This window comes from Hyphomonas sp. (genome assembly GCF_037969335.1).
Taxonomy (GTDB): Bacteria; Pseudomonadota; Alphaproteobacteria; order Caulobacterales; family Hyphomonadaceae; genus Hyphomonas.
Genome location: NZ_JBBKXE010000075.1, coordinates 1 through 13,946, shown reverse-complemented (window position 1 = coordinate 13,946; position 13,946 = coordinate 1). Strand labels below are relative to the sequence as shown.

Genomic DNA, 13,946 nt, shown 5'->3' with positions numbered 1-13,946 from the left:
ATCAAAGCCCTTCGCGTTTCGGCGCGGAGGGCTTTTTAGCAGTCCTCACACCCCTGTGATTGTCATGCGATTTGGCATGGGCCTATAACGAGGCTGTAATGAAACATGCACACCTGCCTTCCCTGATACTGCTTGCCCTGACGGCATTTCCGGCAGCGGCGCAAAAGCCTGCGCCGGTCGACGCACCGGCGCCCGTCCTCGTCGAGCTCTTCGCCTCGCATAATTGCCGGGCCTGTCCCAAGGCGCATCGCACGATGACGACAGTCGACGCGGAGCGCGATGACGTGCTGATCCTCACCTGGTCGGTCGATTACTGGGATTACCTGGGTGAAAAAGACCCGATGGCCCTGGTCGAATCCAAGGATCGCCAGAGGGCCTATGTCGACAGGTTCCGGCTGCGCGGTCCCTATACGCCGCAGACCGTCTATAACGGCCTTGAGCAATGCCCGGGCAGCAAACCGGCTCAGGTCGAGTCTGCACTCGAGCGCGTCAGCCATGCCGCCCCTTCGCCAGCGCATCTCGCACGCAAGGGCGAGAAAATCGAACTGACGGGTTCCGTCACCGGCCTCACCGATATCTTTGTGGTTGATTACCTCGACGGCGATGCAAACCCGACCAACATGGTCCATCCGGTCACGCACGTGACATCGATCGGGCCGTGGATCGGCGGGCGTGTCGAAATCGACCCGTCTGTCTGCAAAACGACCTGCGCGCTTGTTGTCCAGGAAGCGGGCTTCGGCCGCGTCCTCGCTGCGATGGATATCAGCCGTTAGGCCTCAGGGCTGGGCCGGCGCGTCCGTTTCATCGGGCAAAGGCGGGCGCACGATCGATGCGATGGATGGCGTAAAGTCATTCCAGTCGAATTCAGTCACCTCGAACGCCCATCCGGCCGCCTTCTGATTGATTGTGCTGCCACGCTGGGCGCCTTCGCCCGCTTCGACGGCCCGCAACGTGACGAAATAGCCATCCGGTTCGCGATAGGCCCTCAGCTCCACTTCCAGACCATCATGCGTTTCCGTTATGTGGCGCGCCGCCATCCGTGTCGTCAATTTCGCGGCAGGCTTTACCCCGATCGGCTGGAGTCGCGTGAGGGCAAGCGCCGGCGTCGAGGCGGCGATACGACTAACAAGGCGATAGTCCTGATACGGCGGTGCCGGGCGAAAACTCCGCTCGCTGCTGCCGACCGAACGTTGAAGGTACAGGCTGTTGCCGCCGGCGTCGTACAGGCGAACGGCCGAAACGGCGTCCTCATGGATGTCGATGATGTCGAGATCGAGCCAGGCGTCGTGATTGTAGAGCGGCGGCAAGTCGCCATTGACGCGGAAAGCCTGCGCTTCGCCGGGTAGCCTTGCATAGACATTCGGACCCTTGCGGCCCGTCAGAAGCGCGGCGGTGACGGTGCCGGCTTCGTTCACGATTTCAATCAGGGCGCCTGTGCCGCCGTCGCGTGGATCCCCAAGACCGATACGGTTCATCTTGCCGGGGTCGCGCGTGCGTCCCTCGCCCCAGGTCAGCGTCTCTAGTCCGCCGGCGAGGTCGGCCAGCCTGTCGGCACGAATGGGGTAGCCATCAGTTCCGCCAAGTGTCCAGCCGTGCGGTCCGTTGACCAGGCTGTAGGCTTCATCAGCCAGTGTAACCCGGATCTCGCTCGCTTCCGCGCGTACGGCAGCGAAGCCCGGCAGGACCGGATCCCCCATGCGTTCGGAGCTTTGCGGCGAGTCCTGGCCACCGAGGCTGAAGAGGAAAGCCAGCACGGTCAGCGCCCCCGCCACCGCGCCAAGCACTTGCAGGCGCCGCACGCGCCTTTGAGACGGAACGTCTGTCATGCGCCCCGACCCTCCCGGAAGTTCTGACGCCGCCATACAAGCAGGCCAATCAACCCGATCAGGAGGGGGCCGCCCCAGATGTTTATCAGTTTGAGCATGCCTTCCAGCCGGTCGATATCGCGCCGATAGTCCCGCTCGATACTGCGCAACCGCTCGCGCAGTTCGACGATATCCGCGCGCAGTTTTGCAAGTTCCGCACGTTCGTCTTCAGACAGGACAGATTCGAGGTCGCCTGAGAAAAAGCCGTCTGTTGCACTGATATCCTGTAACTCCTCGAGCCGGGACTGCGCCGTCGCAAGGCGGTTCTCGAGTTCGGCCTGCTGGCGGAAATATTTGGCCTCTGCGCTTTCGCGCATCCGGTCGATCCGTGTCATCGGCCTCAGGCTCGGCGCGCGCGACCTGAGGCGAGACAGTTCCCCGCCGCCTGACAGGGCATCAATCGCGTTCAGTACAAGCGCGCCATTGTCGGCCACGACGACATCCCGTCCGGGAATGATGTAGAAATCGTCTGCCAGCGCATCGACGTCCGCGATCAGCACGATCTCCGCATCTGTCACGCTTGTAGAGATGTGTGGCTGGGCGTTCGCCGCCTCGGCGCGGGCCAGCTCGGCCAGCCCCGGGTCGTTTGGTTCGTCCAATGCCGGTGCACCGGCAGGAAAGGCCGTCGTGAGCGATCCCGACAGACGGGCTGCCAGGACGAGAGGCTGCGGCGACGTCTTGTAGGATTTCAATACGTCACCGGGCGTCATGTCGCGAACGGCTTCCCCGGCATCGATATAAGACGGGCTCGGACCGGTTGAGATGAGTGGTGAGAAAACGGCACCGTCCGGCAGGGTACCGGCAAGCAATGCGCCGGGGGCACCGAAATTCACGTTTCGCGTCAGGTCTGCCGTCACAAGGTCGTTCGCGTTCATGTCTGCCGCAGGCGCACCGATGAAAAGCGGGTGTGCGAGCTCCTCCATGCGGCCATTGCCCGTATCGACGGGCACCGGCAATGCGTTCGCGGCGTCTGCGACAGCGTCCTCAGACAGGGTGACGCCCCATGCCTTGCCAAGCGCGCCAAGGTCAGACCGGGGATGATCACGTGACATGCCGAGAAGACCACCGCCCATGGCGGTCTTCGCTGCCGGGTCGACCATGATGACGGCGCGGCCTTGGCGCAGGATGTATTGGTCGATCAGCCATTCCTGACGAGGTGACAGTTCCGGCGGGTGAGCGACGAACAGCACATCCAGGTCTTCCGGCAGCGACTGGAACGCGTCAGATATGCGAACAACGTCGAACGACTTGGTAATATCAGCCAGCAGCGTGTAGCCGCCTTCGCCGCCCGGCGCGGTCATGCCCGGCAGGGACGAGAGTATCCCGACGCGTGGCGGATCCGGGTCATCAAGCCGCGCAACCATCCTTGTCAGGTCGTATTCCAGAGTCACTTCCCGTTCGGGCGCAAGGAAAGGGATCACCCGCTGGTCATCGACGGCGTTGCGTCCGATGATCCCGAAATAGAGCGGGTCGGTGCCATTCGTGCCCACCGCCGTGATGCCCGCAGCCAGGGCCTCGTCTTCGGCCTTCGAGAAAGGCGAAGGGTCGATCTCGTGAACGATGACCTGCCCGCCCGACTGGCTGCGATACGATTCGAGCAATTCGCGCACGCGTGCCGCGTAGGCACGCACAGCCGGATATTCCTGGCCGACACCGCGTGTGTAGACGAACGTGATTTCTACGGGTTCGGCGACGCTTGCCAGCGCGTCCTTGGTGCCTTTCGACAACGTGTAGAGATTGTTCTCGGTGAAATCCACACGTGCGCCTGACAGGGCATTCTGGATAACCAGGTTTCCCGATACGAAGATCGTGGTAGCCAGCGCCGTCGCGGCGAGAAGATAATGTTTCGCCTTCATGGTCTATCCGAGCCTCTGACGCGCGGCCCAGAGCCCGTTGAGCACCGCCCAGAACGCTGTGAAGCCAAGGAAGAACATGACGGCGCGTAATTCCAGCACGCCGCGTTGAGCGCCTTCGAACTGGGTCAGGAAGGAAAAGGATGCGACGATTTCCGCCGTGCCCGTACCGAACACTGACTGCACACCGGAGAGGACAAGCGGCCACCCGGCCGCCGTGAAGACAAAGGCGATGACAACGCTGATGACAAACGCCGTCACCTGGCTGCCGGTCAACGCGGAAACCGCGGCACCGATCGAAAGATAAGCCCCGGCCATCAGGAAGCTGACCATATAGGTCAGTGCGATGGCCGCATTGTCGGGACTGCCGAGCAGGTTGACCGTCACCCACATTGGCGCTGTCAGTGCGAGACCGACGCCCGCGACTGTCCAGGCCGCAAACAATTTGCCAATCACGAGCCCCGGCATGCCGAGCGGCAGCGACAGGAGCAGCTCGTCCGTTCCGGCGGTGCGCTCGTCGGCCCAGAGCCGCATGGCGAGTGCAGGCAGGAAGATCATGTACAGCCAGGGATGCCAGACGAAGAAGGGGGCAAGATCAGCTGACCCCGTATCAAAAAAGCGCGACGCCTCCCAGGTGAACACGCCAAGCGCCAGCAGGAAGACGGCCAGGAAGACATAGGCCATCGGCGTGGCGAAATAGGCGCCCAGTTCGCGCCGATAGGTGGCGGTGAAGCCGCCGAACTGTTCCTTCAGCCAGGACATCATGCCGTTTCCGCTTCGGCCTGGTCTGTCAGGCGCATGAAGGCGCCCTCCAGCGAGCCGTCCTCGGATCGCTTGGCGAGGGCGTCCGGTGTGTCGTCAGCCACGACAATGCCCCGGTCGATGACGAGGGCGCGTGTGCACATGGCCGGCACTTCGGTCAGTGTATGGGTCGAGATCAGGATCGCCTTGTGCGGTGCCATGCGCGCGATCAGTGCTCGCACTGCCCGCTTCTGGTTCGGATCGAGCCCGTCAGTCGGCTCGTCGAGCAGCAGGACGGGCGGGTCATGCAGGATGGCGCCTGCGAGGCCCACGCGGCGGCGATAACCTTTCGACAGCGATCCGATACGCTGGTCGCAGACGGTCGAGATACGGGCATCGGCAATCGCCCGCTCGACCCCGTCCTTGCGCGCGGCACCCTTCATGCCCCGGGCCGAGGCCATGAAGACGAGGAATTCCGGCGGCGTCATGTCTTCGTAAAGCGGCGCGCCTTCCGGCAGATAGCCCAGCGCGCGCTGGGCCTCGCGCCGGTCTGTCAGGATGGATTTTCCGTCGATCAGGGCGTCGCCGCCATCCGGTTCCAGCACACCGGCGATCATGCGCATCGTGGTCGACTTGCCGGCCCCGTTCGGGCCAAGGAATCCGAGCACGGTTCCCTTCTCGAGCCGGAAGGAAACGCCGCGCACCGCGTGCTTTGCGCCAAATGATTTTTCCAGCCTCTGAATGTCGAGCATGTATCCGGTTCGCACGCCTTTCTGGAAGCCTGTTTTGATACCGCCCTTCTGACCCTCTGGCCAGAGTCTGAACTGAGGTCGCGCGTTACACCTTATTCAGAAAACCGCATCACGTCGTCGATCATGGCCCGGGCGGCTGCCTCGACAATCTTCTCGCCATCGGCCGCATTCGACTGGGTCGGGTCAGAGCCGATCCGGCCATCGGGAAAGTCGCGCCGATACTGCACCGCGTCGCCAATCTTGCCGTTTGGCGCGATTTTCGGGCTCATTTCGACCTCGGGCCGTGCGCGGTCCGGATAGGCGTAATAGGTGACCGATACTTCCGATGCCGTCGCGTGGCTGCCATGGCCGACCGGATAAAGCTTGTTGCACAGGCCCATCACGTCCTTGAAGTCCCACCAGTCACGCCGCTTCAGGCTGAGGCCGGGCCGGTTGTCTTCGCCGCGCGGATCGAAGCTGCGCCGCGCATGAATCTCGCTGAACGCGGCCTCGATGGTCGAAATGTTCCCGCCATGGCCATTGTACCAGTAGATTCGCTCGAACCCGTGCCGCATCAGGCTTTCGGTCCAGTCTGCCATGGCGGCAATCATGGTCGATGGCCGCAGCGTGATCGTGCCGGGAAAGCCGAGATGGTGCTGCGCGCAGCCGACATTGAAGGTTGGCCCGACCAGCATGTCATCCGGCGCAAGGCTCTCGGCGTGGCGCGCAATGATTTCCGGGCAGAGCGCATCAGTTCCGATGAAGCCGTTCGGTCCGTGCTGTTCCATCGAACCGATCGGAATGACGATCGTCCGCGATTGTGTGAGCCATTGCTCGATGTCCTGCCAGGTCGATACGGGAAGCAGCATGGGTTCAGTCCTTTCGGGGGCTGAGGCGGCGGGTGATGTGGCCCATCTTGCGTCCGGCACGCGCCTCGCGCTTGCCATAGAGGGTCAGCGTCTCGTTCGGGGCAAGGCTTGACGGATCGACCAAGCCTGCCGTGCCGATCAGGTTTATCATCTCCGCATCGAAAAGCCGATGCGTGTCGCCCAGCTTCCAGCCGGCAATCGCCCTGATGTGTTGCTCGAACTGGCCGGTCTGGCAGGCTTCCGGCGTCCAGTGCCCGGAATTGTGGACCCGCGGGGCAAATTCATTGGCGATCAGGCGACCATCCGCCATGACGAAAAACTCGAGCGCCAGCACACCGACATGGCCCAGCGCATCGACCAGCATCACGGCCTGCCTGCGCGCTTCGGCCTCGACCGCCTGGTCAAGGCCCGACGGCACAGTCGAACGCGCCAGTATGCCATCCTCGTGGACATTCCTCGGCGGCGCCCAGCTGGCGGTTTCGCCCGTGCTGGACCGGGCAACAATGACCGAAATTTCGCACTGGAACCCGATGGCCGCTTCCAGCACGCACGGCGCCCGCCCGACGCTTTCCCACCCCGCGGCAATATCTGTCTCGTTCTTCAGCCAGGCCTGACCCTTGCCGTCATATCCGTCACGCCGGGTCTTGAGCACACCTTTGCCGCCGAGTGCGGTGAACGCGGGCGCAATGTCGGCGTCCGAATCGATAATGCGATAGTCCGCCGTGGCGATGCCGATGCTTTGCAGGAACGCTTTCTCGTCCGCCCGGTCCTGGGACAGGGCCAGCGATTTCGCGCCCGGGTGCAGGGGCGTGCCGGTGGCAACAATCGCCTCGACCGCACTGACCGGGATGTTCTCGAATTCCAGCGTGACGACATCGCAGGCCCGGGCAAAGCCGGTTAGCGCGTCGCTGTCGCTATAGTCGGCCTGCCAATGTTTCATGGCGACACGCGCAGCCGGCGCGTCCGATTCCGGGCAGAATACATGCACGTCAAAGCCGAGCTGGCTGGCCGCACTGGCCAGCATCCGGCCCAATTGTCCGCCGCCAAGGATTCCGATGGCCGCGCCGGGAGGCAAGGCTGTCATCCCTCGGGCGCCTCGGCCACGGCGTCTGTCTGGGCGGCGCGATAGGCATCGAGTTTCGCTGCCACATGCTTGTCCACGAGCGCGATGATCGCGGCGGCCAGGAGCCCCGCATTCACGGCGCCGGCCTCACCGATGGCCAGCGTGCCGACCGGAACACCGCGCGGCATCTGCACGATCGATAGCAGGCTATCGAGGCCCGACAGGGTTTTCGACTGGACCGGTACGCCCAGCACCGGCAGCGGTGTCATGGCCGCCGTCATGCCCGGCAGGTGAGCGGCGCCGCCCGCCCCAGCAATGATCACTTTCAGGCCCCGGCCTTTGGCCGCCTTGGCATATTCCACCAGCCGGTCGGGCGTGCGGTGCGCCGAGACGATGCGTGATTCATGCGCAATGCCCATCTCGTCGAGGATCGCGGCGGCATGGTGCATCACCGGCCAGTCCGACTGGCTGCCCATGATGATGCCGACTTTGGGAGATGTAGTCATGGTTTTCAGGATCCTCGCCGCCGGAAAGCGCGCACCATAGGAAAGCCGCGCCTGCGGTCAACTGGCGCTTGAGCGGGGCCGGCATGTGCAAATCATGTTCCTGCCGTCTCCCCTTATGTTCAAATCGGGTATAACCTTACTCAATGACGGAAGAATTCCATCAGGTATCGCAGGATCAGCGCCGCGCTCTGCTCGACATTCTCGGTGTCGATCTTGATGCGCTCGGCTTGCGTGAGCGGGCTGCGCTGGAAGCCTTGAGCGAGGAAGTCATCGCGCTGCGTGACGAGGTTGCCCGTCTGCGCATCGAACTTTCCGACGCCGAACTGCTTGCCGACAACGATGCCTTGTGCCCGATTTTCAACCGCCGGGCGTTTGAACGCGAAGTCCGGCGCGAGATTGCGCTCGCCGACCGGTTCCGCACGCCCCTGTCCCTGATCTTCATCGACCTCGACCATTTCAAGAAGGTCAACGACGCGTTCGGCCACGCTGCCGGCGACGACGTCCTGATGCGCGTTTCAGACATCCTGCTGCAGAACACGCGGGAAACCGACATTGTCGGCCGGCTTGGTGGCGACGAATTCGGCGTCGTGCTCGCCCATGCCAGTCATGCAGACACAGTGGCCAAGGCGGCCCAACTCACGACGCTGATCGACCAGCTTGTGGTCTGTAATGGTGACGAAAATCACGTTGCGCCGGTGCATATCGGCGCGTCCTGCGGCATCGCCGAATGGCAGGACGGGCAGGGGGCTGACACGTTGATCGCTCTGGGCGACCAGGACATGTTTGCCCAAAAAGCACGCAGGAAATCGGCCCGCCCGCTGCACGTCTGACGTTTCTACGTTAAACTCGTGAAATCCTTCATTCCGGCCCTTAACGTCGGCCCGCTTCTATGATTTAGTGTTGCATTAAGGACACAAATTCTTAACCGCAAAAGGAGACTGCCCATGTCGCTCAACGGTCGGATCAGTGAGCTTTCCAACAAGCACCGCCAGCTGGACCAGAAAATCTCCGAAACCCAAAAGCACCCCTCGGTAGATCCGCTTGAGCTAAAGGATTTGAAGCGACAGAAACTGAAGCTTAAAGAACAGCTGCGATGGTTGGAAGCCAGCTAGCGCGGCACAGGCGGAACGAGTCCTCCGTCAGCGTGCCGGGCACTGGTGCAGGTAACGGGCGGAGGACGACCCATGAGAGATATATTTGACCAGGATCGGCCGATGACACTCGGTGCCGTCAAGATGGCGACCGCCCTTCTGGGACTCGCCCTGTTGGCCGCCGGACTTCTCGTCCTTCTCAACGCGTCTATTTTCCTGTTTCAGGGCCATCCTTTGGTGGCGCTGACGAAACTGGTTGTCGGCGTTGTCGCTGTGATCTTCCTCTTCGTGACGGTGCGGTTGCTTGGAGAAATTCTCGCCGCGCTACATCGCCTGAATGACCGGCTTGCCATTCTCGGCGATGACATCCGCAATCCGCGCCGCGTGACGGCCACGCCCGCCGATCCGTCCGGAGACTAGGCAAAATGGGTGTCCCCGTTACAGCCATACTCGGCCTCGGCCGGGAAGTCGGCGATGCCATCGCGCGTCGTTTCGGCGAAACCGGCCACCGCGTCCTGGCGGCCGACCCCAGCGCCGAACGTCTCGCGACCGCGCGCAATGCCGTGCCCGATGACGTTATCTTCCACCAGGGCGAGCTGTTTACCCGGCTCGGCCTGCGCAATGCCTTCACCGCCGCCATCGAAGGCTTCGGTCGCATCGATAATGCCGTGATTATTCCCGAGCTTGAAGAGCCGGACACATTGCTCGAGTTTTCGACGGAGAAATTCGACAAGGCGATTGCCAAATCGATCCGGGGAACCGCGCTTGCACTCCAGGTGTTTGCAGAGCGAATCGCCGAACAGGAAGACCTGCCCACCGTTGGCGTCGAACGCCTGCGCCAGAAGGGCACGATTACATTCGTGCTCTCCTATTCGGCGATTGCGTCAATGCCGGGCCAGTTCACCGAGACGATTTCGCAGAGCGGCGTTCTGGGCGTCATGCGCGCCGGCTCCGTGGAACTTGCGGATCTCTCGATCCGGGTGAACGCCATTGTCGCCGTGCGCCCCAGTGAGGAACGCATCCAGAGCTGGACGATGCGCCGGACACCGCTCGGCCGTACCGCCCAAGCCGACGAAATCGCCGATGCCTGCCGTTTCCTCGCTTCGCCTGAGGCGGCGTTCATTACCGGCGAGGCGCTGCGGCTTGATGGCGGCCGCAGGGGCCTTTCCGGCTTGCTGGACTAGGCGACCTCAGACCTTGCTGAGGGCGGATACGCCATTGCCGTCCGGCACGGCTGCAAACGTAACCACACGCTCTGCCGTGTAATCGGACTCAAGCACTGTCGAGACTTTGACGAACTCTCCGCTGACCCGGTCCGGCGTCAGCGTGACGATCGTATAGCCATGTCCGAATGGGTCATGCCATTCAACTTCCGTATTGGCATCTGCGAACTGTTCACCGAGATCCGGCACGTTGGGGAGGTAGGCGCCCGTTCCCGGTGACGTGATCGAGGTGCAACCGAATTCCACGCCCACCCGGGCGCCTTCAGAATCATGGAGCATATTGGCCCATGCTGTATGCGTGTCGCCCGCCAGGGTCACGAGACGCCCACCAGCCGCCTGAACACTGTCATACAACCGCTCGCGCGCGGCGGGGTAGCCATCCCAGGCATCCAGATTCATCGGCAGGCCCAGCGCGGAGAAACCGATCATGGCTTGCACGAAGGGGTGGTCGAGATCGGAGATCTGTTCCGGCGACAGCGTCTCCTGGAGTTTTGGCATCGCAACCCGTGCCATCACCACCTGGTTGGCCAGAACCTGCCAGGTCTTCCCGGCCTGCACCGACTTGGTCATGGTTTCGCCAAGCCAGGCTTCCTGCGCGGCGCCCATCATCGTGCGGGCAGGATCATTCATGACGTCCATGTGTGCCATGGCCTGCGTGGCAATGTCGTCGGGATCGGATGTCGCGCTGAGCACATCGGCCCAGCCGATGGTCGGCGAGCGGCCCGTCAGGCGCGTTTCGGTCGCATAGATCGTGGCCACGTCGCCGAAGCTGAAGCTGCGCCAGACGGCGGATGTGATATCTCCGGATTCCGGCTCGCGCATCGGCATCCATTCGAAATAGGCCTGCAATGCTGCCTGCTTGCGGTCCGACCAGTCGCCTTCACCCTCTTCCGGATTGTGATTCTGGGCACCGGTCCGGTAGCTGTCATTGGCGCTCTCATGATCGTCCCATGTGCAGATCCAGGGCGCGATGGCGTGCGCCGCCTGCAGGTTCGGGTCCGACTTGTATTGCGCGTGGCGCATCCGGTAGTCGCCGAGTGTCACGATCTCGGTGATCGGGTCATGCAGTCGGCCCAGCGCCTGCGCGGTTTCGGCGCCATAGCCGTCAATGCCGTATTCATAGAGATAATCGCCAAGGAACACGATCGCGTCGAGGTCCGGCTCGGCGGCCAGCGCCTTGTAGGCGTTGAACTGGCCGAACTGCCAGTTGGCGCAGGAGGCCACGCCCAGTTTTACCGGCGCAGTACCTGAGGCGGCGGTCGTGCGTGTGCGACCGTCCCGAGAGGCCACTTCGCCCGCACTGGTCAGGGCCGTGAAGCGATACAGATAGGCGGTCGCCGGGCTGAGGCCTTTCACATCGACCTTGACGCAATAATCGTGCGACGCGTCTGCCGTCACCAGTCCCGAGAGCAGAGGAGTCGCGCCATCGCTCTCGCCAAAGACATCATAGCGGACCGGGATCGGGCCGGAGCCGGTTGTCGGCGTGACGCGGGTCCAGAGGATCACTTGTGTCGGCAGCGGATCACCCGAGGCAACGCCATGGCCGAATTCGACCGCGCCATCATAAGCGGGTGCGGTCGGGACCAGTGTGTTGGTGGCTGGCGTCGCACACGCTGCAAGGCTAAGGGCTCCGGTGGCGGCGGCGCCGAGCAGGCCGCGTCTGGTAACTGCGTTCATGATATCCTCCGTGGTTTCGCGCCGCTTATATGCCGCGACTACGACAGCACCATGACGCGGAGACCAGTTCACGTCTATAAGGCCGGATAATGGAAAAGATTACACTCACTGCCCGTCCTGCAGACGCAGGCCTCCGCCTCGACAGCTTTCTCGCCGAACAGGCGGGCACCCTGTCGCGCTCCCGTGCCAAGGCGCTCATCAAGGAAGGCGCCGTGACCATCGACGGCGCAGCAACCGACGATCCCCGCAAGGCGGTCGTCGTCGGCAGCGTCTATATATTGTCCCTGCCCGATCCCGTGGCTGCGGTGCCGCAACCGGAAGACATTCCACTCGATATCCTTTTCGAGGACGAACACCTGATCATCATCAACAAGCCGTCCGGCATGGCCGCGCACCCGGCGCCCGGCAGCTGGGACGGTACGCTGGTCAATGCCTTGCTGCACCATTGCGAAGGCCAGTTGCCCGGCATTGGCGGCGTTGAGCGGCCCGGCATTGTCCACCGGCTCGACAAGCTGACGACCGGGGTCATGGTCGCCGCCAAGACAGAGGCCGCCCATGTCGGTCTCTCCAATCTGTTTGCCGAACACGATATCGAACGGGCCTATCTCGCCCTGACCCGCGGCGCGCCACGGCCTCTCGCCGGCACGATCGACGAGCAGATTGCGCGCTCATCCGGCGACCGCAAGAAAATGGCCGTGGTCCGCAATCCCGACGGCACGCACGGGCGCCAGGCGATCACCCATTACAAGGCCCTCGAAACCTTCGGCCTGCGCGACAAGGGCACCGGCCTGCCTGCCGCCGCCCTCATCAAGTGCACGCTCGAAACCGGCCGTACGCACCAGATCCGCGTCCATATGAGTCATGTCGGCGCCAGTCTGATCGGCGATCCGGTCTATGGCCGGTCAAAAGGGATTACCGCCTGGGGGTCGGGCAAGAAGTTTGACGCCGCAAAAGCCGCGGCCCGCGCATTTGAACGCCAGGCACTGCATGCGGCGGTTCTGGGGTTCGTCCATCCGGTCACCGGCGAGACGCTTCACTTTGAAGCCCCGATGCCGGATGACATGGCCGGGCTGCTGGCGGCCTTGCGCCTGTTGCCCCAGGATGATCGCGGCTAGGTCAGCCGCCGCCTGGCGTTGCCGCCGCTTCTTCCATCACGATGGGCTCGAAACGCAGCTTGCTGGCCTGCAGCGTGATCTTGCCGATCTTGTCAGTGTCGGCCTGGATCTTCACTGGCACCGTCACGCCGTTCTCGAGCGGCGCCAGCCACATGCGCAGCGGCCCGTCGATGCCTGACAAATTGTCCTTGTTGGACTCGCCCTTCTTGTAGCCGGCCACTTTTTCCATCGTGACATGGCATTCAATGGCGTCGCCCGACCAGGCGTCGGTCTTCACATGTTTCATGCCGGCATTCTTGAGGTGCAAATAGGTCAGCTGGCGCCCGTCAAAGATGCGGATCGGCCCGCCACACGGGTCGGCGCCGGGTGCGCGCGGCTCCAGCGCAAACGTGATCAGCGCCGTGATCGGGTCATTCGTCTTCAATACCTGCTGCGTCGTGGCCGCCGGGTCGCCGAGGTTCCCGAATTGCGGGTCGGCTTTCATCTTGAAACTGTCAGGCCCGATGGTGAGGTTCACCTTGCGGTTCTTCTTCCCGTCGCGGTTCTGCGAGACATAGGAATAGGTCTTCAGCGCGTCGCTGCGCGTATAGCCCGATGCCTGCAGCACCATGTCATAATTCACGAACCAGTCGGCAATGCCGGTCACCTTGACCCGTGAATTGATCACGTAATTGTCCGGCTGCATCGCGACATCGAAGCTGGCCCGGCCGGTGGCGGGAATGAACAGGACATAGGCCTTCGCCTCCAGTTCATAGATCATGCGCGTCGGTGTGCCGGCCTTCACATTCGCCAGCAGTGCGGGCGTGGCGGTGCTGTTACGGCTCGCCGTATCGGCCACGGCGAGGCCCGCCACAGTGAGGGCAAGTCCGGAAGCAAGCAGAATAGCGCGTTTCATCAGGTAAAATCCTTCGGAACTGGTCCCCATCACCCCCTATATAAGGTGGCATCGCCAACGGCGCCTGAACAAGATTGCCCCTATAATGCCCCAATCAACCAGGTGGTTGCAGTCAATAATCATGACAGGGCATGACATGGGGCTGTAAAACTGTACGCCAGCCTGTCGCTTCGGAGTTGACAGGATAGCCTCCTGCCTTGTAACGACGCGCCTTCGAGACAACCCTGAACATGCAATCGGAGCGAGGCCCATGTCCCGCGAATGTGAACTTACCGGCACCAAGCCGATCGTTGGCCACCTGGTCAGCCACTCCCAGC

General features: G+C 62.8%; 15 protein-coding genes. 6 read left to right on the top strand and 9 right to left on the bottom strand.

What is annotated here, in order from left to right; translation table 11 throughout:
• Nucleotides 1-98: 98 nt before the first annotated feature.
• Nucleotides 99-773 (top strand): DUF1223 domain-containing protein, encoded by a 675-nt coding sequence (locus AADA04_RS05965; RefSeq protein WP_340692334.1) that lies wholly within the window; start codon nt 99-101, stop codon nt 771-773.
• A gap of 3 nt (nt 774-776) precedes the next feature.
• Here AADA04_RS05965 and AADA04_RS05960 read toward each other — a convergent pair whose 3' ends face one another.
• The 7 genes from AADA04_RS05960 to purE all read right to left on the bottom strand — a co-directional run bounded on the left by AADA04_RS05960 (nt 777) and on the right by purE (nt 7,628).
• Nucleotides 777-1,826 (bottom strand): DUF4340 domain-containing protein, encoded by a 1,050-nt coding sequence (locus AADA04_RS05960; RefSeq protein ID WP_340692333.1) that lies wholly within the window; start codon nt 1,824-1,826, stop codon nt 777-779.
• Nucleotides 1,823-3,721 (bottom strand): Gldg family protein, encoded by a 1,899-nt coding sequence (locus tag AADA04_RS05955; RefSeq protein ID WP_340692332.1) that lies wholly within the window; start codon nt 3,719-3,721, stop codon nt 1,823-1,825. The genes AADA04_RS05960 and AADA04_RS05955 overlap by 4 nt, the downstream gene beginning before the upstream one ends.
• A gap of 3 nt (nt 3,722-3,724) precedes the next feature.
• A complete protein-coding gene (locus AADA04_RS05950; protein WP_340692331.1) occupies nt 3,725-4,483 on the bottom strand; it encodes an ABC transporter permease subunit in 759 nt (252 codons plus the stop codon).
• The gene (locus AADA04_RS05945) at nt 4,480-5,211 is read right to left on the bottom strand and encodes an ATP-binding cassette domain-containing protein (RefSeq protein WP_340692330.1); all 732 of its coding nucleotides are present in this window, start codon (nt 5,209-5,211) and stop codon (nt 4,480-4,482) included. The genes AADA04_RS05950 and AADA04_RS05945 overlap by 4 nt, the downstream gene beginning before the upstream one ends.
• 92 nt (nt 5,212-5,303) lie before the next feature.
• Entirely contained in the window at nt 5,304-6,059 is a 756-nt protein-coding gene (locus AADA04_RS05940) for a creatininase family protein (protein ID WP_340692329.1), read from the bottom strand.
• Between the two features lie 4 nt (nt 6,060-6,063).
• On the bottom strand, nt 6,064-7,143 hold the full coding sequence (locus AADA04_RS05935) for a 5-(carboxyamino)imidazole ribonucleotide synthase (RefSeq protein WP_340692328.1): 1,080 nt from the start codon (nt 7,141-7,143) through the stop codon (nt 6,064-6,066).
• On the bottom strand, nt 7,140-7,628 hold the full coding sequence (gene purE, locus AADA04_RS05930; RefSeq protein WP_340692327.1) for a 5-(carboxyamino)imidazole ribonucleotide mutase: 489 nt from the start codon (nt 7,626-7,628) through the stop codon (nt 7,140-7,142). Before purE ends, AADA04_RS05935 begins: the two co-directional genes overlap by 4 nt.
• A 143-nt stretch (nt 7,629-7,771) precedes the next feature.
• Here purE and AADA04_RS05925 point away from each other — a divergent pair, with 143 nt between their 5' ends.
• The 4 genes from AADA04_RS05925 to AADA04_RS05910 all read left to right on the top strand — a co-directional run bounded on the left by AADA04_RS05925 (nt 7,772) and on the right by AADA04_RS05910 (nt 9,903).
• The gene (locus tag AADA04_RS05925; protein WP_340692326.1) at nt 7,772-8,458 is read left to right on the top strand and encodes a GGDEF domain-containing protein; all 687 of its coding nucleotides are present in this window, start codon (nt 7,772-7,774) and stop codon (nt 8,456-8,458) included.
• A 114-nt stretch (nt 8,459-8,572) separates the two neighbouring features.
• Nucleotides 8,573-8,740, top strand: a complete 168-nt coding sequence (locus AADA04_RS05920; protein ID WP_340692325.1) for a DUF465 domain-containing protein — start codon at nt 8,573-8,575, stop codon at nt 8,738-8,740.
• 72 nt (nt 8,741-8,812) lie between these two features.
• Nucleotides 8,813-9,139 (top strand): hypothetical protein, encoded by a 327-nt coding sequence (locus AADA04_RS05915; RefSeq protein WP_340692324.1) that lies wholly within the window; start codon nt 8,813-8,815, stop codon nt 9,137-9,139.
• A 5-nt stretch (nt 9,140-9,144) separates the two neighbouring features.
• Nucleotides 9,145-9,903, top strand: a complete 759-nt coding sequence (locus AADA04_RS05910) for an SDR family oxidoreductase (protein ID WP_340692323.1) — start codon at nt 9,145-9,147, stop codon at nt 9,901-9,903.
• A 6-nt stretch (nt 9,904-9,909) separates the two neighbouring features.
• Here AADA04_RS05910 and AADA04_RS05905 read toward each other — a convergent pair whose 3' ends face one another.
• On the bottom strand, nt 9,910-11,619 hold the full coding sequence (locus AADA04_RS05905; protein ID WP_340692322.1) for an alkaline phosphatase D family protein: 1,710 nt from the start codon (nt 11,617-11,619) through the stop codon (nt 9,910-9,912).
• An 89-nt stretch (nt 11,620-11,708) separates the two neighbouring features.
• On the opposite strand from AADA04_RS05905, the gene AADA04_RS05900 reads away from it, so the two are divergent.
• Entirely contained in the window at nt 11,709-12,734 is a 1,026-nt protein-coding gene (locus AADA04_RS05900; RefSeq protein WP_340692321.1) for an RluA family pseudouridine synthase, read from the top strand.
• A gap of 1 nt (nt 12,735) precedes the next feature.
• Here AADA04_RS05900 and AADA04_RS05895 read toward each other — a convergent pair whose 3' ends face one another.
• Nucleotides 12,736-13,629 carry a DUF3108 domain-containing protein gene (locus AADA04_RS05895; RefSeq protein ID WP_340692320.1) on the bottom strand — a complete coding sequence of 298 codons (894 nt, stop codon included), beginning with the start codon at nt 13,627-13,629 and terminating at the stop codon, nt 12,736-12,738.
• Nucleotides 13,630-13,946 lie beyond the last annotated feature (317 nt).